This window comes from Methylopila musalis, assembly GCF_042679725.1.
Classification (GTDB): Bacteria; Pseudomonadota; Alphaproteobacteria; order Rhizobiales; family Methylopilaceae; genus Methylopila; species Methylopila musalis.
In genome coordinates this window covers 1-20,338 of sequence record NZ_JBHTMX010000041.1, presented here as the reverse complement: position 1 = coordinate 20,338, position 20,338 = coordinate 1, and the positions used below count along the sequence as shown (strand labels likewise).

Here is a 20,338-nt window from a genome sequence, read left to right as displayed (position 1 = left end):
CCGGCGGCGTCGGGATCGGCGCGGCGTCGGCGGGGGCGCCTTCGAGCCAGCCGGCGCAGGTGCGGAGCGCGCCGGCGAGGTTGTCCGGCCCGCCTTCCGACAGCAGGCGCCACAGCCGCTCCGCCTCGGCCGGAGGCACGGTGGAGCGGGCGATCAGGTCCGGGTCGGGGTTGTGGCAGCCGGGCATGACGGCGAGCGTGACGCCGTGGCGCTTCGCCATGCGGACCGCCTCCTCGACGCCGTAGGGCCAGTAGGCCGCGCCGCCCAGAAGCCGCAGCACCAGCAGCTTCGAGCGCGCGACCGTCTTCTCCAGAAACAGATCGACCGACAGGTTGTGGCGCAGCTTCAGCAGGCTCGCGAGCCGAAGCGTCGGCGCGCCCGCGCCCAGCGCCGCCTGCGCCCGGGCGAGCCCGGCGATCTCCGTGTCGGCGGCGGAGACGATCACCACGTCGGCCGGCGACAGGTCGAGATCGACCGCCTCCGTCCCGTCGCCGATCGGCTGTCCCTGCGCCTTCAGAAGATGCATTCCGGCTCCCAGCTCCCACAGACCCTTGTCCCGGCCTTGAGCCGGGACCCAGAAACGCTGGCGCCCGAGGGCAGGGCGCCGTTTTCGCCGCTGCGCCTCGACGGCGATCGAGACGCGTCTGGGTCCCGGCTCGAGGCCGGGACAAGATAAGGCGCGTCAGCCCTTCAGAGCGGCCTTGATCGCGGCCTCGTCCACGCCCTTCTCGGCGATCACCACCAGACGGCCTTGCCGGGCCTCGCCGTCCTTCCACGGGCGGTCGAAATAGGCGTCCACGCGGGGGCCGACCGCCTGCACCACCAGCCGGGCGGCCTTGCCCGTCACGGGCGCGAAACCCTTGAGGCGCAGCACGTCGTGGGTCTCCAGCACCGTGCGCACCCGCGCCGCGAGCTCGTCCGCGTCGGCGGCCTCGGGCGTCTCGGCGATGAAGCTCACGAAGTCGTCGTGGTCGTGCTGAACCTCGCCCTCCATCTCGTGGGTGGTGGGGCGGCCGTCGATCTTGTCCTCGACCCCGGAGGCGATGCCGAGCAGCACGTCGGCGGAGATCGCGCCGTTGGCGGCGGCGACCACGCGCACGCCCTCGCTCGCGTGCTCCAGCACCTGCGCCCGGATCGCCTCCACGTCGCCGTCGGCGAGCAGGTCGGCCTTGTGCAGCACGATCAGGTCGGCGGAGCGCACCTGGTCCTCGAACAGCTCCTCGATCGGGTCCTCGTGGTCGAGGTTCGGGTCCGCCTCCCGCTGGGCGGCGACCGCCGCCTCGTCATGGGCGAAGCGGCCGTCGCGCACGGCGGGGCCGTCCACCACGGTGACGACGCCGTCCACGGTCACGCGGGTCGCGATCTCCGGCCAGCGGAAGGCGCGCACCAGCGGCTGCGGCAGCGCGAGGCCCGAGGTCTCGATCACGATATGGTCCGGCGCCTCGGCCCGCGAGAGGATCTTCTCCATGGTGGGGATGAAGTCGTCGGCGACGGTGCAGCAGATGCAGCCGTTGGCGAGCTCGACGATGTCCTCCTCGCGGCAGGCCTCGCTGCCGCAGGCCTTCAGCACGTCGCCGTCGATGCCGACGTCGCCGAACTCGTTCACGATCAGTGCGATCTTCCGGCCGCCGGCGTTCTGCAGCAGATGGCGGATGAGGGTGGTCTTGCCGGCGCCGAGGAAGCCGGTAACGACGGTCGCGGGAATCTTCTGGGGGGCGGTCATGAGGGCTCCTTCGGGAGCTTGAGATCGAGAGGCAGGCCGGCCGCCACCAGCGTCACGCGGTCCGAGACCGCCGCCACGCGCTGGTTCAGCCGGCCCTGATGATCGCGGAACGCGCGGGCCAGCGCGTTGTCGGGCACGACGCCGTAGCCCACCTCGTTGGAGACCAGGACGACGGGGCCTTGCGCCTGAGCGAGGCTCGCCAGCAGTCCGTCCGCGTCCTGCTCCACGTCGTGGTCGGCCAGCATCACGTTGCTGAGCCACAAGGTGAGGCAGTCCACCAGCAGGACGCGGCCGGGCGCGGCCTCCGCCCGGATCGTCTCGGGGAGACGCAGAGGCGCCTCCACCGTGCGCCAGCGGCGGTCGGCGCGGTCGAGCTGGTGACGGGCGATGCGGTCGCGCATCTCATCGTCGTAAGCCTGCGCCGTCGCCACATAGACGAGGTCGCGCCCCGAGGCTGCGGCGAGGCCTTCGGCGAAGCGGCTCTTGCCCGAGCGCGCTCCCCCGAGGACCAGCGCCAGCCGGGCGGTCACGCCCCGCCGAAGCGCTGGCGCAGCGCGCCGGCGAGCGCCCCGAGGGCCGACCAGAACACGAAGCCGGTCACGATCACCGCGACCACGAAGTCGTGCTCCAGCTTGCGCGGGATCGCCGGCGGCTCCGGGGCATGGGGCGCGCCGATCACGTGCGGCGCGGCGATCAGCGCCACCGCGAGGATCGCGAGCACGGGCGAGCGGCCGAAGGCGAGCAGCGCCAGACCGAGCGCGGTGGCGGCCACCGTGCCGATCCACCAGATCTGGCGGGCCTCCAGCGCCGCGCCGGTGACGCCGGGCGCTTCCGGCGGCAGGCCGACGGAGGGCGCGAGCGTGAAGGCGGCGAAGCCGGCGAGGCCCCAGAACAGCCCCTCGCGCCACGAGGCCAGCCCGCCCTTGAGCTCGCTTGCGGACACGAGCAGCAGCGCGAAGCCGACCGCGCTCAGCACGTTGGCGACGAGGGTCCAGCCGAAGCGCTCGATCCCGTCGGCGGGCTCCCAGGCTTCGGGGTCGTGCGCATGGGCCGCGTCGTGGGCCTCCTGCGCGGCGAGGTCGGCTTTCGCGGCGGCGAGATGATCGTGCTCGCCGGACGCGGCGTGGTCATGGGGCGCGGGCGCTTCGGAGCGCTGGGATTCGAACGCCTCGGCCTGAACGATGAGCGGCTGGACGCTGAAATGCTGGACGACGGTCAGCACAAGGCCGGAGCCGAGCCCCACCAGCGCCGCCACCAGAACGATGGTGCGGAACAGATTCACGATGTCGGCTCCGCCTCAGTGGCAGGGAAAGCCGATCGAATGCCGATGGTCGTGCGCCGCGTTGTGCGCCACGGCCATCTGGGCGAAGCCCACGCCGCCGATGATGACGACGCCGAACAGGAACGCGGCGACGATCGAGACCGCGCGCGACGAGGTCAGCGCGGCGGAGGAGGCGGAGGTGCGGAAGTCGGCGTGCGACATGAGCTTACGGCCTTTTCTTGCCCTCCCACCGAGGGCGTTGGCGTGGGCGCCGCGGCAGGTCTCCTGGCTTGCGGGTCGCCGCGACGCGCCGGCCTTCCCGGACCCGAAGGCCCAGTGGCGGAACTGGCGCGCCGCTCGCCGCTCACAGTTGCGGGGGCAGCTCCGGACTCGGGGAACGCGCGATTGCGCGGCTCCCCCCACCGGATTCCCTCTGGTCCCGAAGGAGCCGAAGCGAACGGTTCGAGGCTTAGCAGACGCGGCGCCCGCTCACAACGGCGTGCGACGGGCGCCTTGGTCGAAGGCGGCGGCTCAATAGCCGAGAAGACGCGCGGCGATGCCGACCGGAGAGGGCGAAAGGCCGCGGCCGACCGCCACCGCCTCCCACAGGAACAGCGCAAGCCCGGCGCCTCCGAGCGCGACGCCGACGCGGTGCGCCAGATCGCCGACGCGGCTCGCGGCCTCGGAGCGGGCCAGCGCCAGCGTTGCGGCGGCCACCGCCGCGCCCACCAGCGCCACCACCACCCAGTATTGCAGGTTGGCGGCGCCGCGAATCTGCGGGCTGTGGCCGAGGCCGACCACGGACAGCGCGATCAGGGCGATGAAGCCGAGGCCCCAGCCGAAGAAGGCGGCGCGGCTAAGCGGACGCTCGTCCTGGGGCGCGGGCGGTTTTGGCGGGATGGTCATGGCGTCAGTCGATCGCTTTCAGCACGTCCGCGAGCTTGCCGACCAGCTCGTCCACCTGCGCTTCGGAGATGATGAGCGGCGGCGACAACGCGATGGTGTCGCCGGTGGTGCGGAGCAGCAGGCCGTCGTCGAAGGCCTTGGTGAAGGCGGCGTAGGCGCGTCTGGTCGGCGCGCCCTCGATCGGCTCCAGCTCCACCGCGCCCACGAGGCCGACGGTGCGGACGTCGATCACGTGCGGCAGGCCCTTCAGCGCGTGCAGCCCGTCGGCGAGACGCTCGCCCATGACGGCGGCGCGCTCGAACAGGCCCTCCTCCTGGTAGATGTCGAGGGTGGCGAGGCCGGCGGCGCAGGCCATGGGGTGGCCGGAATAGGTGTAGCCGTGGAACAGCTCGATCACATGCTCCGGGCCGCTCATGAAGGCGTCGTAGATCTTCGACGAGGCGAACACCGCGCCCATGGGCACGACGCCGTTGGTGACGGCCTTGGCGGTGGTGATGATGTCCGGCGTCACGCCGAACAGCTCGGAGGCGAAGGCGGCGCCGAGCCGGCCGAAGCCGGTGATGACCTCGTCGAAGATGAGCAGGATGCCGTGGCGGTCGCAGATGGCGCGCAGCCGCTCCAGATAGCCCTTCGGCGGCGGCAGCACGCCGGTGGAGCCGGCGACCGGCTCCACGATCACGGCCGCGATGGTGGAGGCGTCGTGCAGCGCCACCAGCCGCTCCAGATCGTCGGCGAGCTCCGCGCCGTGCTCGGGCAGGCCGCGGGAGAAGCCGTTGCGGGCGGGGTCATGAGTGTGGCGCAGGTGGTCGACGCCGTTGAGGCCGAGGCCGAACGCCTTGCGGTTCGCCACCATGCCGCCGACCGAAAGGCCGCCGAAGCCGACGCCGTGATAGCCGCGCTCGCGTCCGATCAGCCGGGTGCGGCCGGCGTCGCCCCGGGCGCGGTGGTAGGCGAGGGCGATCTTGAGCGCGGTGTCGACCGATTCCGAACCGGAATTGGTGAAGAACACACGGTCGAGGCCCTTGGGCGCGAGCGCGGTGAGGCGGCTTGCGAATTCGAACGCCTTGGGGTGGCCCATGTTGAAGTTCGGCGCGAAGTCGAGCTCGGCGACCTGCGCCCGCACCGCCTCCACGATCTTCTCGCGGCCGTGGCCCGCGTTGACGCACCAGAGGCCTGCGGCGCCGTCGAGCACCTCGTGGCCGTCGGCGGCGCGGTAGTGCATGTCCTTGGCGCTCACCAGCATGCGCGGCGCCGCCTTGTACTGCCGGTTCGGCGTGAACGGCATCCAGAAGGCGTCGAGATTGTTGGTCGGCGCAGGCGCGGCGCTCGCGGGCATGAGAGTAAGGTCCGGCTGTTGCTAGGGGGCGTGCGGCGCCACGTTGGGCGGGCGCCGTCGGCAGGTCAAGGCGGGGAAACCCCGTTCCCGATCGCGTGAGGAGGCGCAGTGCCGCGGCGTCTCGTCCGTTTCAGGACGTGAGCCGGGGTCCATGGCGCAGGCCACGGGCGCCGTCTATTTTGTCGCATGGGAGGGCGGATGCGCGCCTCGATCATCGCCGTCGCAGCCCTGACCGTGATCGCCGCCGGCGCCTACGCCGGCATGAACGCGCTGTTGCCCGCGCCCGCCCAGACGGCCTTCGACCGCGTGGAGGAGAGCCTCGGCGCGGCGCTGTTCGCAGGCGGCGGCGCGGCGCGTCCCGCGCCGAAGCCCAAGGCGGCCGCGCGCCCCGTGCCGGTGGAGACGGCGCAGGCGCGGGCCGAGAGCGTGGCGAGCCGGTTCGCGACCGTGGGCTCGCTGCTGTCCGAAGAATCGGTGCAGATCGCGCCCGAGCAGCCCGGCCGTCTGGTGGCGATCCACTTCCGGGAGGGCGAGCGCGTCCGCGCTGGCGACCCCGTGCTGAAGCTCGACGATTCGCTGCTGCTCGCCGAACTGAAGGACCTCGAGGCGCGCCTGACGCTGGCGGAGGCGAACCTGAAGCGCGCCGCCTCGCTGTCGCGCTCGGGCTACGCCACCGACACCGCGCGGGATCAGGCCATCGCCGACCGCGCCACGGCGCAGGCCGCGGTGGAGCTTGCGAAAGTGCGCCTCGGCAAGACCGAGATCCGAGCGCCGTTCGACGGCGTGGTCGGCTTCCGGCTCGCCTCGGTCGGGGCCTATGTGCAGGCGGGCCAGTCGATCGTGAATCTGGAGAACGTCGCCACCCTCAAGGTGGATTTCCGCGTGCCCGAGGCGCGGCTGGCGGACGTGCGCCCCGGCCTCGAAGCGGCGGTCGCGGTCGACGCCTATCCCGAGCGGACGTTTTCGGGCCGCATCTACGCCATCGATCCGCAGGTGGACGTGAACGGGCGGGCCTTGCGCGTGCGCGCCCGGCTCGACAACGCGGACGGGGCGCTGCGGCCCGGCCTGTTCGCGCGGGTGGAGGTGCAGGCGGAAGAGCGCCACGACGTGGTGCTGGCGCCGGAAAGCGCGCTCAACCCCCGCGGCTCCGAAAGCTTCGTCTACCGGGTGCTGGACGGCAAGGCGGTGGAGACGCCGGTGCGGCTCGGCGCCCGCCGCGCGGGCGAGGTGGAGATCGTGTCCGGCCTTTCGCCCCGCGACGTTGTGGTGGTGGCCGGCCACCAGTTCCTGCGCGACGGCGCGGCGGTGGAAGTGGTCGAGGCCGCCCGGCAGGCCGCGGTGGCCTCGCCTGCGCCCGCGCGGATCGCGCCGTGAAGATCGCCGAGATCTGCATCCGCCGGCCCGTCTTCGCCACGGTGCTGAGCGTGGCGCTGGTGCTGATCGGCCTCGTCTCCTACCAGCGCCTGACGGTGCGCGAATATCCGAACGTGGACGAGCCGACGGTCTCGGTCACCACCACCTATCCCGGCGCCGCCGCCCGCATCATCGAGAGCCAGGTGACGCAGGTGCTGGAGGATTCGATCTCCGGCATCGAGGGCATCGACACGATCGAATCCCAGAGCCGGCAGGAATCGAGCCGCATCACCGTGCGCTTCGATCTGGACGTGGACCCGGACGTGGCCGCCAACGACGTGCGCGACCGGGTCTCGCGGGTGCGCTCGCGCCTGCCGGACGAAATCGACGAGCCGGTGATCGCCAAGGTGGAGGCCGACGCCCAGCCGGTGCTCTACATGGCGTTCCGCTCCGACAGCATGAGCCAGCTCGACCTCACGGACCACGTGAGCCGCTATGTGCTGGACCAGCTCAAGGTGCTGCGCGGCGTGGCCGACGTGCAGATCTTCGGCGAGCGGCGCTACGCCATGCGCATCTACGTGGATCGCGTCCGGCTCGCGGCCTATGGCCTGACCGTGCAGGACGTGGAGACCGCGCTCGCCCAGCAGAACGTGGAGATCCCGTCCGGCCGCATCGAAAGCGCCGACCGGGAGTTCTCGGTGCTCTCGCGCACCGGGCTCACCACGCCGGAGGAGTTCGGCGACATCGTCGTCAAGGTCGCGGACGGCGCGCAGGTCAGGATGCGCGACGTGGCCAAGGTGGAGCTCGGCGCCGCCGACGAGCGCAAGCAGTCGCGCTACAACGCCGGGCCCGCGGTCGCGATCGGCGTCGTCAAGCAGGCCACCGCCAACCCGCTCGAGGTGTCGCAGGCGGTGCGCGCCGCGCTGCCGGACATCCAGCGCACCCTGCCGCCGGGCGTCACCGGCCTCATCAACTACGACCAGGCGGTGTTCATCGACCGCTCGATCGAGGCGGTGTGGCACACGATCCTCGAGGCGGTCGTGCTGGTGGTGCTGACCATCCTGTTCTTCCTGCGGTCGCTGCGGGCCTCGCTGATCCCGGTCGTGACCATCCCGGTCTCGCTGATCGCCACCTTCGCCATGATGCTGGCCTTCGGCTTCACGGTGAACACGCTGACGCTGCTGGCGCTGGTGCTCGCCATCGGGCTCGTCGTCGACGACGCCATCGTGGTGCTGGAGAACATCTACCGCCATGTGGAGGAGGGCATGCCGCCCATGGCGGCGGCCGTCCGGGGCTCGCGCGAGATCGGCTTCGCGGTCATCGCCATGACGATCACGCTGGCGGCGGTCTACGCGCCGGTGGCGTTCTCGCCGGGGCAGACGGGGCGGCTGTTCACCGAATTCGCGCTGACGCTCGCCGGCGCGGTCATCGTCTCCGGCTTCGTGGCGCTGACGCTGACGCCCATGATGTGCGCCCGCATGCTGCGCCACCAGCCCAACCCGGGACGGCTCTACCGGCTGGTGGAGGGCTGGCTGCGCGCGCTGGAGCGCGGCTACCGCGCGGCGCTCGCCGTCGCGCTGAAGGGCCGCGTGGCGGTGGCGGCGCTGGCGCTTGGCGTCGCCGGGCTCTCGGGCCTGCTGCTGACGCAGCTTCCCTCGGAACTGTCGCCGGTGGAGGACCGCGGCGTGCTCCAGATCCGCGGCGTTGCCCCGGAAGGCGCCACCATCGCCTACAGCACCCGCTACGCCATGCAGCTTGAGGACATCCTCGCGAGCTATCCGGAGGTGGACGGCTATCTCACCATCGTCGGCCAGCCGCTCATCACCAACGTGCTCGGCCGCGCCCCGCTGAAGGACTGGGCGGAGCGGGAGCGCTCCCAGCAGACGATCATGGCCGATCTCGCCAAGCGGCTGCGGGAGATCCCCGGCCTGATGCTGTTCACCACCAACCCGCCGGCGCTCGGCCAGCGCGGCGCCTCGCGTCCGGTGCAGTACGTGCTGCAGACCTCAGGGTCCTATGAGGAGCTGAACCGGCTGGCGCAGGACTTCGTGGCGCGCATCTCCGAGAACCCCAACCTCGTCAACATCGACAGCGATCTGGAGCTGAACGCGCCCGAACTCACCGTGACGCTGGACCGGCGCAAGATCGCCGATCTCGGGCTCGACGTGGCCATGGTCGGCCGCACCCTCGAAACGCTGCTCGGCGGGCGGCAGGTGACGCGCTTCGAGCGCGACGGCGAGCAGTACGACGTCATCGTCCAGCTCGCGATTCCCGACCGCGCCACCCCGGAGACGCTCTCCACCATCTATGTGCGCGCGCCCTCCCGCGACGGCGCGCCGGGGCCGATGGTGCAACTCTCCAACGTGGCGTCGGTGACGGATTCGGTCGCGCCCCGGGAGCTGCGGCGGTTCAACCAGCTGCGCTCGGCGACCGTGGAGATGAACCTCGCGCCCGGCTACGCCATGGGCGAGGCGCTGGCCTATCTCAACCAGGTGGCGGCGGAGACCCTGCCCCAGGGCGTGCAGACCGACGTCAACGGCCAGAGCCGGGAGTACCTCGCCTCCAACCAGAGCGTGGGGCTGATCTTCGCGCTGGCGATCCTGTTCATCTATCTGGTGCTGGCGGCGCAGTTCGAGAGCTTCAGCGATCCGCTGATCATCCTGTTCACCGTGCCGCTCTCCATGACCGGCGCGCTCGGCGCGCTGTGGCTGACGGGCGGCTCGCTGAACGTCTACTCCCAGATCGGGCTGGTGACGCTGGTCGGGCTCATCACCAAGCACGGCATCCTGATCGTGGAGTTCGCGAACCAGCTTCAGGAGCGGGGGCGCGACTCCCGCGCCGCGGTGCTGGAGGCGGCGACGCTGCGTCTGCGCCCGATCCTGATGACCACCGGCGCCATGGTGCTTGGCGCGCTGCCGCTGGCGCTCGCGAGCGGCGCGGGTGCGGAAAGCCGTCAGCAGATCGGCTGGGTGATCGTGGGCGGCATGAGCTTCGGCACGCTGCTGACGCTGTTCGTGGCGCCGGCCGCCTACACCTGGCTCGGCCGCCGCCGGGCCGCGCCGACCGTCGCCGATCCCGCGGCGCTTCCGGCCCCGGCGGAATGACGCGGCGGCGCCTCCCGGCCTTGCGGGGCCGCGGCGCCCCGTTTACAGGCAGGCTCTGAGCCCTGAAGCGCCTTATCCCGAGCCGGACCCTGTCGATGGCCCCGAGCGAAACGACGACGCGGCCGGCGGATCCGGACCGCATCAGCGAGACGCCCCGCCGCGACATGCGGCTCGACGAGCCGCTGCGCCGGCGCCTGTCGCGGCTGAAGCGGTTCGCGGCCGAGTTCATCCGCCCGCACGCGCTCGACCTCCTGATCGCGGTGCTCGCCATGACGGTGTTCGCCGCGAGCGTGGTGGCGCTGCCGTGGCTGTTCAAGACGCTGGTGAACGACATCCTTGTGCGCCGGGACGCCGACGCCCTGCACGGCGTGGTGGCCGTGGTGCTGGTGCTGTTCACGGCGCGGGCGGGGGCCGGCTATCTCCAGCAGTTCATGCTGTCGCGGGTCTCCAACAAGGTGACGACGGCGTTGCAGAACCGCATCGCCGACCATCTGCTCGGGCTCGACCTTGCCTTCTTCCAGAAGAACTCCGTCGGCCAGATCATCGCCCGCGCCACCGACGACGTGAACGTGCTGAACAGCACCACCACCAACATCGTGGTGACGCTCGGCCGCGACGTGGTCACCTTCATCGGCCTCGTCGCCTATGTGCTGTGGGCGAGCCCGCAATGGTTCGCGCTGGCGCTCGCCGGCGCGCCGCTGATCGCGGTGCCGGTGGTGCTGGCGAACCGGAAGCTCCGGGCGCTGACCCGACGCGGGCAGTCGCTCGGCGGCGAGATCCTGCAGGCCTTCGAGGAGGGGCTGCACGGCATCCGGGGCGTGAAGGCGGAGAACCTGGAGCGCTTCGAGCGCAAACGCCTGAGCGAGGTCATCATCGGCCGCCGGCGGGTGGCCATGAAGGTCGCCCGCACCCGCGCGGTGATGTCGCCCATCGTGGACATGGTGACGGCGGTGGCGCTGGTGGGCGTGCTCACCGTCGGCGGCTCGCAGGTCATCTCGGGCGAGAGCGACGCCGGCGAGCTGATGGCCTTCGTCACCTCGCTGATGCTGCTCTACGAGCCCCTGCGCCGTCTGCTGCAGGTGAACGCGCAGCTCCAGATCTGCGGCGTCTCCATCGCCCGCATCTACGAGATCCTCGACCGGCGCGCGCGCATCGTGGACGCGCCCGACGCCCGGCCGCTCGCCGATCCCGCCGGCGACATCCGGTTCGAGAACGTGACCTTCGCCTATCAGGACGACGGCGCCCCGGTGCTCGACGGCTTCGACGTGACCATTCCATCCGGCGCCTCGGTCGCCTTCGTGGGACCGTCCGGCTCAGGCAAGACCACGATCCTCAATCTGGTGGCGCGGCTCTACGAGCCGTCGCAGGGGCGGGTGGTCATCGGCGGGCAGGACATCGCGGGCGTGACGCTCGAAAGCCTGCGCGAGTCGATCGCGCTGGTGAGCCAGGACGTGCTGCTGTTCGACGCCAGCGTGCGGGCCAACATCGCCTATGGCCGGCCGGACGCCACCGACGAGCAGGTGGCCGCCGCCGCCCGCGCCGCCGCGGCGGAGGACTTCATCCTCGGGCTCGACGGCGGCTACGGCTTCCGGGTGGGGCCGCGCGGCTCCCGCCTGTCGGGCGGGCAGCGCCAGCGCGTCGCCATCGCTCGCGCGCTGCTGCGCGACGCGCCGATCCTGATGCTGGACGAGGCCACTTCGGCCCTCGACGGCGCGATCGAGGCGCGGGTTCAGGCCAACATCCTCGCCATGCGCAAGGGGCGCACCACGCTCATCATCGCCCACCGGCTGGCGACGGTGGTGGCGGCGGACCTGATTTGCGTGGTGGAGCGAGGCCGCGTCGCGGAGCAGGGCGACCATCTCGGCCTGCTGGCGCGGGGCGGCGCTTACGCGGAATCGCACCGGCTGCAGCGCGGCTGACCGACCGACGATTCGATTTTCATACTAAATCTCTAAAAAGAATCAGGTGCGGCGGTTGCACTGGCGCGCCAATCGCCACCGTCAGCCTGTAATTTGTGCTCTGGATGCCACAGCAGGGGTCCAAAGGCCCCGCTCGGAACCGTCACAATCGCGTTCACGCTTGCACCCCGTTTCGCCGCGAATATGGTCGAACTGCGACATCGAGGGGGCGCCTTGATGCTTCGCCTCGCCGCGCACGGCGAGTGCTTCGAGACAGGCCGCGCCGGCTGGCGAGGGTGTTTTGAAGTTTCACTTTTGGGGTTGGAGAAACGTTATGAAACTGGTCAAGAGCCTGGCGCTCGGCTCCGCCGCCGCCTTCTTCGGGATGAGCGGCGCTCAGGCGGCCGATCTTCCGGGCGCCGAGCCCGTCGAATATGTGAAGGTCTGCGACGCCTACGGCGCGGGCTTCTTCTACATTCCGGGGTCGGACACCTGCCTTCAGATCGGCGGCTTCGCTCGCCTTGACCTGTCGGTCGGCGAAGTCGTCCGCAACAACTCCGGCGTCAAGCCGAACAACAACACCGGCTTCCGCGCCCGCGCCCGCCTGTGGTTCGACGCGCGCACCGAGACTGAGTACGGCACGCTGCGCACCTACATCCGCACGCAGTTCCAGCGTCAGTCCGGCGGCGTCGGCGCTCAGGCCGCCACCGATCTCGGCATCGGCGACGACTCGATCTTCGACAAGGCCTTCGTGCAGTTCGCGGGCCTGACCGCGGGTCTCACCGACTCGTTCTGGGACTTCAAGCCCTACCCGACCTTCACCAACCCCTTCATCTCGGACCGCACGCTCGCCGTCGCGACCTACACGGCCGAGTTCGGCAGCGGCTTCTCCGCCAGCCTCGGCATCGAAGACGGCACGGCTCGCCGCACCTCCACCGCGACCGCCGTGTTCGACAGCCTCGGCTCCAACTACCAGGAGCAGAAGTACCCGGACATCGTCGGCAACCTGCGCGTGAAGCAGGGCTGGGGTGAGGCGCAGCTCTCGGGCTTCGCGCATCACATCACCACCGAGCTCGGCGGCCGTGACAGCGAGTGGGGCTACGGCGTTCAGTTCGGCGCCAAGATCAACCTCGAAGCCATCGCCAAGGGCGACTTCATCTACGGCACCGCGGCCTACAGCTCGGGCGCCCTGTCCTACATCGGCGTCGGCGCCACCGGCGACTCCGCCTTCGGCATCGCCTCCACCCAGAACGTTGACCGCGGCAACCGTCTGGTCGACTTCGAGATCGGCAACGGCGGCGGCATCCGCAAGACCGAAGGCTACGCCTTCAACCTCGGCGCTCTCCACTACTGGAGCCCGAAGTGGCGTTCGGCTCTGCAGGGCACCTACATCGACGTCGACGTGAAGAGCGCCGGCAACGACTGGGCCGCCTACGGCGTGACCGGCAACCTGATCTGGAGCCCGGTCAAGAAGCTCGATATCGGCGCCGAGCTGAACTACATCAAGGTCACCAAGACCTCGAGCACCTACCAGCTGCGTGACACCGACGAGCTGATCGGCCGCTTCCGCGTGCAGCGCGACTTCTGATCCGACCGTTTCGTAAGAAACGTGCGGGATGGCCCCGGCGGCGACGCCGGGGCCATTTTTGTTTCGGGGCGTGGCGGACGTCGCTGCGGAGGGCAGGCCGTGTTCGCGAGCGGCGAGTCCAGATGCGGCCAAGACATCGCCGATCGACATCTACATTGTTAAAGTTATAAACTGATCCAAGAGGCCGTCGTTTGCTGCGCAGGCGCAACGGTGACTGCGAAAAGCGGTCGCGGGTCAATTTACATCTTGTATCCGGCGTCGTTGTTCGCGAACGTCGGGTAACGGGTTCGTGAGCGGCGCGGGGCGCGCCTCTACGGACAAGGCGGCCGGCGCGTTTGTGGCCCGGCCGAATATCGGGGATTGAAGAGAAGATGAGCCGACTGAACGTCCATGGCGCCGCGCTGTCGCTGGTCAGCGTCGCCGCGCTCTGCTGCGGTCTGGGTCTTGTTCCGGCCCGCGCCGGCGATCTCGCCGACACGGGCGCCGGAACCGGCTTCTGGGCGGATCTCGCCTCGCGCGAGCGGCTGACAGGCGACTGGGGCGGGGCGCGCACCAAGCTCGAGGACGCCGGCGTCACCTTCGACGCCAGCTTCACCGGCGACGCCTCCCGCAACGTCTCCGGCGGCTTCCGCCGGGGCGGCGGCTTCTCGGGCCTGTTCCAGGCGGCGCTGATCTTCGATCTGGAGAAGATCGCCGGCTGGACCGGCGGCGAGATCCACGCCGGCGGCTATGTCATCACCGGCCACGGGCTCTCCACCTACAGGGTCGGCAACCTGCTGGCGGTGTCCGGCGTCGAGGCCGACAACCTGACGCGCCTCGGCGAGGTCTACTTCAAGCAGACGCTGCTGGACGGCCGGTTCGCGTTCAAGATCGGCCAGATCGCGGCCGACTCGGACTTCGTCACCAGCGAAACCTCCGGCCTGTTCGTGAACTCCGGCTTCGGCTGGCCGGGCCTGAACGGCGTCGACCTGCCGGGCGGCGGCCCGGCTTATCCGGTCCCGACGCCGGGCGTCCACGTGTCTTACGCCGTCAACGACCAGCTCTCGTTCCAGGCCGGCCTCTACAGCGGCGATCCGCTGGACGACGACGGCAAGAACAACGGCGGCGTCACCTTCACCGTGGACCGCGGCGTGTTCGTCATCGCCGAAGCCGCCTACGCCACCGACGCCGCCTTCGGGCTTCCGGGCGTGGTCAAGGCCGGCGCCTGGTACAACTCCAACGACTTCGACGATCTGCGCTTCGCCAAGAACGGCCTGTCGCTGTCCGATCCCAACGCCGACGATCCGCGCGCCCATGACGGCTCCTACGCGCTCTATGGCGTGATCGACCAGACGGTGTGGAAGCAGAGCGACGCCGATGACGCCCGCAGCCTGTCGCTGTTCGCCCGCGCGGTGCTCGCGCCCCAGTCGAACCGCAACCTGATCGACGCCTATTTCGACACCGGCTTCAACCTGAAGGCGCCGTTCGAGAGTCGCCCGGACGACGTGTTCGGCGTCGCGCTGGCCTACGCTCACATCAGCAAGCGCGCCCGCGCCGCGGACCGGGACGCGACGCGTCTCGGAACTCCGACCCCCGCCCGCACGTCGGAGCTCGTGGTCGAAGCGTCCTATCAGGCCGCGGTGGCGGGCTGGCTGAAGGTGCAGCCGTTCGCGCAGTACATCGTGCGTCCGGCCGGCGGCGATCCGCGCCCCGACGGCTCGGGCCGCCGCATCAAGGACGCCGGGGTGTTCGGCCTGCGCACGCAGGTGACGTTCTGACGGATCAGGCCCCGGCCTGATCGAGAAAACGGCGGATCGCCTCCAGCGTCGGGCGGTCCGCAAGCTGCGGCGCGTGGCCCTGTCCCGGGGTCTCGAACGCCGCCATGTCCGGCCGCCGCGCCTGCATGGCGGCGAGCGTGTCCCGGTTCAGGATGTCGGAGGTCTCGCCGCGCACGGTCATCAGCGGCGTGTTCGCGAGCGCGTCGAACAGCGGCCACAGCGCCGGCAATGGCTGGGTCAGATCGAGCGCGGTGACGGTCTGGATCAGCGCCGGGTCGCTCTGGGGCGTCAGCCCGTCCGCCGTCTCCCGCCAGGTGCGCCGCGCCACGCGCTCGAACTCTGCGCGACCGAGCGCCGGAAAGCCCGGCCCCATCAGCGCCGCGACGCGCTCCGTCGCCTCATCCCAGTCCTGCGGCGGTTCGCTGGCGGCGGCGAGATAGTCGCGGATGCGCGCGAGCCCCGCAGCCTCCACCACGGGACCGACGTCGTTCAGGACGACAGCCGCGAGAACGGCAGGCTTCAGCGCCGCCAGCATCATGGCCTGAAGCCCGCCGCGCGAGGTTCCGACCACCGCGACGCGGGTGAGGCCGAGCGCGTCGAGGGTGGCGAGCGCGTCGCCGGTCTCCACCGCCACGTCGTAGCGTTTGGGGTCGGGATCGCGGTCGGAGAGGCCGCGACCGCGGGCCGACAGGGCGATCACGCGCCGGGCGCCGCCGTCCGGCGCGGCGAGGCGCTCCGCCAGCTCCGTGAAGTCGTCGAGCGGGCGGGAGAGGCCGGGCAGGCAGAGCACGGCCGCGCCCACAGGCGTTTCCGGGCGCCACTCCCGCGCGTGCAGCGTCAGGCCGCCCGCGACTGCGATCCGATGATCCAGCGTCGCGGGCAGGCTCATGGACGTGGCTCCTTACTGGGGCCCGCGCACCATGTCGCGCTCGATCAGCAGGGCCGTGCTGCGGCCGCTGAGGCGGGTGCGGTAGACCTGCGTGTTCTCCATCACCCGCTGAACGTAGTTGCGGGTTTCGGTGAAGGGAATGCGCTCCACCCAGTCCACCGGATCGGCGTCCTTGCGTGGGTCGCCGTAGCGCTGCACCCACTGCACCACGCGGCTGGAGCCGGCGTTGTAGGCCGCGAACACCATGATGTAGGAGCCGTTGAAGTCGCGGGCGAGCTCGCCGAGATGCGCCGCGCCGAGCTGGGCGTTGAAGGAGGCGTCGGTGGTGAGGCGCCGGGCGTCGAAGGGCACGCCGGCGGCCTTGGCGGTGCGGGCGGCCGTGGTCGGCAGCAGCTGCAGCAGGCCGCGGGCGTTGGCGTGGCTCACCGCCTGCGGGTTGAAGGCGCTTTCCTGCCGGGCGATGGCGTGCACCACCGGCGTCTCGATCGAGGGGCCGACCGGCTTGAAGGAGGGGATGCCGCCGGTGGGATAGGCGAGGGCGTCCACGGGGAAGCCGTTGTTCAGCCCGGCCTTGCCCACCACCAGCGTGGCGCGCGGGTCCTTGTTGCGCTGGGTCAGGCCGCCGAGCAGGCTGAGTTCGCCCGCGCTGCGCAGATCGTCCGCGAGGCCCGCCGCGAGCTGGAGCGCGAGCTCCTTTTCGCCGACGCGGTAGAGCAGGTCGATGGCGCGCACCGAGGTGCGGGAGGCGAAGGCGGCGCGGTCCGCGGCGCTTGGCTGGGGCAGGGGGCGGATCGGCATGTCCGGCAGCTTCAGCCGGGCGCGGGCGACCTGGCCGTAATAGCTCGTCACATGGCGCGCGGCGCGGCTGTAGGCGGCCTGGGCGGCGGAGGCGTCGCCGAGTTGCTCCAGCGCCCGGCCCTGCCAGTAGAGCGCGCGCGAGAGCGTGCCCGGCACGGTGGCCTGCGTCTGCACGGTGGTGAAGTGGCGCAGCGCCCCGCGGGCGTCGCCGAGCGCGCGGAGCGCGATGAAGCCCGCCAGCATCTCGGATTCGATGCGTCCGGTCGCGGACTTGGCCTCGGTGCGGCGGATGACGGCGTAGGCGCCGCGCGCGTCGCCGAGATCGAGCAGGTCGCGGGCGATGACGCGCCGCTCCACCGCCCAGGCGTCGGGATCGGCGATGTCGCCGGGCGAGGCCTTGGCGAGCGCGGCTGCGGCCTCGCGCGGCTTGTCCTGCCGGCGGTTGAACTTGGCGACGGCGTAAAGGTAGCCCGGATCGCTGCGCAGGCCCGCGGGCACGGCGGCGAGCGCCTGCGCGGCGTTGGGCGCCTTGCGGCCGACAGCGGTGATGGCGCGGCCGACCAGCGCGTAGCTGCCGCCGGTCTTGGTCGCGGCGCGCTGGCCGGCGTCGATGTTGTCGTTCAGGAACTGCCGTTCGGCGCGGGCGCGGTGGTCGGCCGTGGTGAGCACGCCGCCGACGCGCGACAGCGCCTGCTGCTCCACCGTCATGTCGAGGTCGTGGTTGCGCCAGGCGTCGCGGATCAGAGCGGCGCCGGCGTCGCGCTGGCCGGCGGCCATCAGCGCGCGGCCGAGCGCGAGCTTGCCCTCGGCGCGCTGGGGCTTGCCGTTGGCGGCGAAGAAGCCGCGCACGGTCGCGGGATCCACGTTCTCCAGCCACAGCGCCTCTTCGGCGCGGCGGCGGACCATGTCGCGGGTCGGCCAGTCGCGATGCGTGCGCAGGATGGAGTCGAGCTTGGCGAAGCCGAGCTGGCGCGAGGCGTAGCGCACCGACAGCCAGTCGATCAGCGCAAGCGCGCCCGGATCGCGCAGGCTGGCGCGGGCCGCCATGGCGCCGGACAGATCGCCGCGCTGGAAGGCGGAGACCGCGGCCTTCACCGCGGCCACGTCGCTCGTCTGCACGCTCGGCGTCGGCGCGAGGCGGGACGAGGGCGAGATCGCGCCCGTGGTCGGCGGATCGTAGGCGACGACCAGCTCTTGAGCGGCGACGTCCGTGACGTCGCCCGCGTCTTCGGCATGGGCGCCGCCGGAGGCGGCCAGAAGGCTGGCGGCGGCGACGCCGCGGAGGAGGGCGCTGAACGCTTTCATCTCGCTTTCGACTTCGGCTGGACGGCTTCCGGAACCGGAAGCGGCGTTGTGCGATCGCCTCAGTTTCGCCGTGTCGGCTTTACGAAACGCTAACCGAGCCCGCCGCGCCACTCTTTCGACCTTCTCCAGAAGAACACGTTCGCGCGGGCTTTCCGTGAGCCTCGCGCCCGTTTATCAAGAGCGCCCTGTTTCCATTCCCGCGAGCGGCGGTCCGCCGTCTCGCTCCCGCTCTGGCGGGCACGATCTCCGCATCGGGAGCCGACGTCACCATGGCCGCTCACACCCTGTTCCGGGGCTCCATCCCCGCGCTCGTCACCCCCATGACCGCCGAGGGCGCGCTGGACGAGGGCGCGTTCCGCGCGCTGGTCGACTGGCAGATCGCCCAGGGCACCCACGGTCTCGTGCCGGTGGGCACCACCGGCGAGAGCCCGACGCTGACCCATGACGAGCACAACACTGTGGTCGAATGGTGCGTGCAGGAGGCCCGCGGCCGCGTCCCCGTCATCGCCGGCGCCGGATCGAACTCGACCGCCGAGGCGGTCGCGCTCGCCCGCCACGCCGAGAAGGTGGGCGCCGACGGCCTGCTCGTGGTGACGCCCTATTACAACAAGCCGACCCAGGAGGGGCTCTACGCCCACTTCCGCGCCATCGCCGAGGCGGTCGGCCTGCCGATCCTGATCTACAACATCCCCGGCCGCTCGGTCGTGGACATGACCGTCGACACCATGGCGCGGCTCTACGAGCTCAAGAACATCGTCGGCGTGAAGGACGCGACGGCCAACGTCGGCCGCGTCACCCAGCAGCGCGCCAAGATGGGGCCGGACTTCCTGCAGTTCTCCGGCGAGGACATCACCGCGCTCGGCTTCATGGCCCATGGCGGCCACGGCTGCATCTCGGTGACGGCGAACGTGGCGCCGGCCGAATGCGCCGCGTTCCAGGAGGCGTGCCTTGCCGGCGACTACGCCACCGCGCGCGCCTATCAGGACAAGCTCGCGCCGCTGCACACCGGCCTGTTCTGCGAAACGAGCCCCGGCCCCGTGAAGGTCGGCCTCGCTCTGCTCGGCCGGTCCGGCGAAGCCATGCGCCTGCCCATGGTGCCCGTCGCCGACGCCACCCGCGGCGTGGTCCGCGCCGCGCTCGCCCATGCGGGCTTGATCGGCGGAGACGCGTGATCATCTAACGCTTGTCATGAACGCCAAGAACCCAAATCCACGCTTCAAGATCGTCGCGGACAACCGCAAGGCGCGCCACAACTTCGAGATCGGAGAGACGATCGAGGCCGGGATCGCGCTCGCCGGCACGGAGGTGAAGTCGCTGCGTCAGGGCAAGGCGACCATCGGCGACTCTTACGCGGGCGAGTACAACGGCGAGCTGTTCCTCTACAACGCCTACATCCCGGAATACCTGCAGGCGAACCGCTTCAACCACGAGACGCGCCGCCCGCGGAAGCTCTTGCTGCACAAGAGCCAGATCAACAAGCTCACCGGCGCCGTGACCCGCGAGGGCATGACGGTGGTGCCGCTGAAGATCTACTTCAACGAGCAGGGCCGGGCGAAGGTGGAGATCGCGCTCGCGCGCGGCAAGAAGCTGCACGACAAGCGCGAGGCCGACCGGGAGCGCACCTGGAACCGCGACAAGGCGCGCATCATGCGCGACCGGGGCTGAAGCCCTTGTCCCGGCCTTGAGCCGGGACCCATAACCACGGCGTTTCGGGTGTATGCGCCGACCGTTCGGAACGAGGCTTGCGGGCGTCGACGTATCTGGGTCCCGGCTCAAGGCCGGGACAAGAAGTGGCGCCTCTTCGGCGTCAGGCGAGATAGTCTCGCACGTCGCTGAACACCGCCTCGAACATCTCCGTCGTCAGCACGCCGGTGTTCGTGTTGTAGCGGGAGCAGTGGTAGCTGTCGAAGAGCGTGAGGCGGCCGGCGGGGTGGCGGGCGCCGTGGCCGAAGGGGGCGGCGGCGAGGCGCAGGCCAAGCGCGCGGCAGACGCTGTCATGGGCGATGCGGCCGAGCGCGACCACGGCGGCGCCGTCGTCGAGCGCGGCGAGTTCGCTCTCGAGATAGGGCCGGCAGGTGGCGATCTCCGGCCCCGTGGGCTTGTTCTGGGGCGGCACGCAGCGCACCGCGTTGGTGACGCGGGCGCCGACCAGCGTCAGGCCGTCGTCCGGCCGCTCGTCGTAGACCCCTTCCGCGAAGCCGAACGTCAGCAGCGTGGCGTAGAGCAGGTCGCCGGCCCAGTCGCCGGTGAACGGGCGTCCCGTGCGGTTCGCCCCCTGCAGGCCCGGCGCGAGGCCGACGATGAGCAGCCGCGGCGCCTCCGGTCCGAAGGAGGGCACCGGCGCGTTGAACCAGCCCGGATGGGCCGCCCGCTGCTCCGCGCGGAACCCGGCGAGGCGCGGGCAGGCCGGGCAGTCGCGC

General features: G+C 71.1%; 16 protein-coding genes, 1 pseudogene and 1 riboswitch. Of the genes and pseudogenes, 7 read left to right on the top strand and 10 right to left on the bottom strand.

Going from position 1 to position 20,338, the window contains the following annotated elements; genetic code table 11:
* From ACFQ4O_RS07215 to ACFQ4O_RS07185, 7 genes and pseudogenes are all read right to left on the bottom strand, one after another.
* Positions 1-526 (bottom strand): annotated as a pseudogene (locus ACFQ4O_RS07215) (cobaltochelatase subunit CobN); the annotation flags it as partial.
* Between the two features lie 156 nt (positions 527-682).
* Positions 683-1,723: a cobalamin biosynthesis protein CobW gene (gene cobW, locus ACFQ4O_RS07210; protein WP_378775017.1), complete on the bottom strand. Its 1,041-nt coding sequence runs from the start codon at positions 1,721-1,723 to the stop codon at positions 683-685.
* Entirely contained in the window at positions 1,720-2,253 is a 534-nt protein-coding gene (cobU, locus tag ACFQ4O_RS07205) for a bifunctional adenosylcobinamide kinase/adenosylcobinamide-phosphate guanylyltransferase (RefSeq protein WP_378775016.1), read from the bottom strand. The genes cobW and cobU overlap by 4 nt, the downstream gene beginning before the upstream one ends.
* Complete coding sequence (locus ACFQ4O_RS07200) at positions 2,250-3,005, bottom strand: CbtA family protein (protein WP_378775015.1); 756 nt, start codon at positions 3,003-3,005, stop codon at positions 2,250-2,252. Before ACFQ4O_RS07200 ends, cobU begins: the two co-directional genes overlap by 4 nt.
* A 15-nt stretch (positions 3,006-3,020) precedes the next feature.
* Positions 3,021-3,206, bottom strand: coding sequence for a CbtB domain-containing protein (locus tag ACFQ4O_RS07195; RefSeq protein ID WP_378775014.1), 186 nt, complete (start codon positions 3,204-3,206; stop codon positions 3,021-3,023).
* 36 nt (positions 3,207-3,242) lie between these two features.
* Positions 3,243-3,452: riboswitch (cobalamin riboswitch) on the bottom strand.
* 63 nt (positions 3,453-3,515) lie between these two features.
* Entirely contained in the window at positions 3,516-3,890 is a 375-nt protein-coding gene (locus ACFQ4O_RS07190; RefSeq protein ID WP_378775013.1) for a hypothetical protein, read from the bottom strand.
* A gap of 4 nt (positions 3,891-3,894) precedes the next feature.
* Positions 3,895-5,226 carry an aspartate aminotransferase family protein gene (locus ACFQ4O_RS07185; protein ID WP_378775012.1) on the bottom strand — a complete coding sequence of 444 codons (1,332 nt, stop codon included), beginning with the start codon at positions 5,224-5,226 and terminating at the stop codon, positions 3,895-3,897.
* A 198-nt stretch (positions 5,227-5,424) separates the two neighbouring features.
* Between ACFQ4O_RS07185 and ACFQ4O_RS07180 the strand changes: the two genes are divergently transcribed.
* From ACFQ4O_RS07180 to ACFQ4O_RS07160, 5 genes are all read left to right on the top strand, one after another.
* Positions 5,425-6,600: an efflux RND transporter periplasmic adaptor subunit gene (locus ACFQ4O_RS07180; RefSeq protein ID WP_378775010.1), complete on the top strand. Its 1,176-nt coding sequence runs from the start codon at positions 5,425-5,427 to the stop codon at positions 6,598-6,600.
* A complete protein-coding gene (locus ACFQ4O_RS07175; protein WP_378775009.1) occupies positions 6,597-9,683 on the top strand; it encodes an efflux RND transporter permease subunit in 3,087 nt (1,028 codons plus the stop codon). The genes ACFQ4O_RS07180 and ACFQ4O_RS07175 overlap by 4 nt, the downstream gene beginning before the upstream one ends.
* Positions 9,684-9,778: 95 nt before the next feature.
* Complete coding sequence (locus ACFQ4O_RS07170; RefSeq protein WP_378775008.1) at positions 9,779-11,602, top strand: ABC transporter ATP-binding protein; 1,824 nt, start codon at positions 9,779-9,781, stop codon at positions 11,600-11,602.
* 313 nt (positions 11,603-11,915) lie between these two features.
* Complete coding sequence (locus tag ACFQ4O_RS07165; RefSeq protein WP_378775007.1) at positions 11,916-13,169, top strand: porin; 1,254 nt, start codon at positions 11,916-11,918, stop codon at positions 13,167-13,169.
* Positions 13,170-13,540: 371 nt separating this feature from the next.
* Positions 13,541-14,926 (top strand): carbohydrate porin, encoded by a 1,386-nt coding sequence (locus tag ACFQ4O_RS07160; RefSeq protein WP_378775006.1) that lies wholly within the window; start codon positions 13,541-13,543, stop codon positions 14,924-14,926.
* Positions 14,927-14,930: 4 nt separating this feature from the next.
* Here the strand turns inward: ACFQ4O_RS07160 and ACFQ4O_RS07155 are convergent, their stop codons facing one another.
* Together ACFQ4O_RS07155 and ACFQ4O_RS07150 are read right to left on the bottom strand one after the other, a co-directional pair.
* Positions 14,931-15,815 (bottom strand): alpha/beta fold hydrolase, encoded by an 885-nt coding sequence (locus tag ACFQ4O_RS07155; RefSeq protein WP_378775005.1) that lies wholly within the window; start codon positions 15,813-15,815, stop codon positions 14,931-14,933.
* Positions 15,816-15,827: 12 nt separating this feature from the next.
* On the bottom strand, positions 15,828-17,918 hold the full coding sequence (locus ACFQ4O_RS07150; protein WP_378775003.1) for a lytic transglycosylase domain-containing protein: 2,091 nt from the start codon (positions 17,916-17,918) through the stop codon (positions 15,828-15,830).
* 269 nt (positions 17,919-18,187) lie between these two features.
* Between ACFQ4O_RS07150 and dapA the strand changes: the two genes are divergently transcribed.
* Both dapA and smpB read left to right on the top strand, forming a co-directional pair.
* Positions 18,188-19,090: a 4-hydroxy-tetrahydrodipicolinate synthase gene (gene dapA, locus ACFQ4O_RS07145; protein WP_378775001.1), complete on the top strand. Its 903-nt coding sequence runs from the start codon at positions 18,188-18,190 to the stop codon at positions 19,088-19,090.
* A 16-nt stretch (positions 19,091-19,106) separates the two neighbouring features.
* Positions 19,107-19,583: an SsrA-binding protein SmpB gene (gene smpB, locus ACFQ4O_RS07140; RefSeq protein ID WP_378775000.1), complete on the top strand. Its 477-nt coding sequence runs from the start codon at positions 19,107-19,109 to the stop codon at positions 19,581-19,583.
* Between the two features lie 142 nt (positions 19,584-19,725).
* Here smpB and ACFQ4O_RS07135 read toward each other — a convergent pair.
* On the bottom strand, positions 19,726-20,338 hold a 613-nt coding region (locus ACFQ4O_RS07135), incomplete at its 5' end, for a uracil-DNA glycosylase (protein ID WP_378774998.1).

What these genes read in the sequence shown, in the direction of transcription:
- cobW (WP_378775017.1), bottom strand. Translation starts at nt 1,723, where the DNA reads ATGACCGCCCCCCAGAAGATTCCCGCGACCGTCGTTACCGGCTTCCTC.
- ACFQ4O_RS07195 (WP_378775014.1), bottom strand. Translation starts at nt 3,206, where the DNA reads ATGTCGCACGCCGACTTCCGCACCTCCGCCTCCTCCGCCGCGCTGACC.
- ACFQ4O_RS07190 (WP_378775013.1), bottom strand. Translation starts at nt 3,890, where the DNA reads ATGACCATCCCGCCAAAACCGCCCGCGCCCCAGGACGAGCGTCCGCTT.
- ACFQ4O_RS07185 (WP_378775012.1), bottom strand. Translation starts at nt 5,226, where the DNA reads ATGCCCGCGAGCGCCGCGCCTGCGCCGACCAACAATCTCGACGCCTTC.
- ACFQ4O_RS07180 (WP_378775010.1), top strand. Translation starts at nt 5,425, where the DNA reads ATGCGCGCCTCGATCATCGCCGTCGCAGCCCTGACCGTGATCGCCGCC.
- ACFQ4O_RS07170 (WP_378775008.1), top strand. Translation starts at nt 9,779, where the DNA reads ATGGCCCCGAGCGAAACGACGACGCGGCCGGCGGATCCGGACCGCATC.
- ACFQ4O_RS07165 (WP_378775007.1), top strand. Translation starts at nt 11,916, where the DNA reads ATGAAACTGGTCAAGAGCCTGGCGCTCGGCTCCGCCGCCGCCTTCTTC.
- ACFQ4O_RS07160 (WP_378775006.1), top strand. Translation starts at nt 13,541, where the DNA reads ATGAGCCGACTGAACGTCCATGGCGCCGCGCTGTCGCTGGTCAGCGTC.
- ACFQ4O_RS07155 (WP_378775005.1), bottom strand. Translation starts at nt 15,815, where the DNA reads ATGAGCCTGCCCGCGACGCTGGATCATCGGATCGCAGTCGCGGGCGGC.
- ACFQ4O_RS07150 (WP_378775003.1), bottom strand. Translation starts at nt 17,918, where the DNA reads ATGAAAGCGTTCAGCGCCCTCCTCCGCGGCGTCGCCGCCGCCAGCCTT.
- dapA (WP_378775001.1), top strand. Translation starts at nt 18,188, where the DNA reads ATGGCCGCTCACACCCTGTTCCGGGGCTCCATCCCCGCGCTCGTCACC.
- smpB (WP_378775000.1), top strand. Translation starts at nt 19,107, where the DNA reads ATGAACGCCAAGAACCCAAATCCACGCTTCAAGATCGTCGCGGACAAC.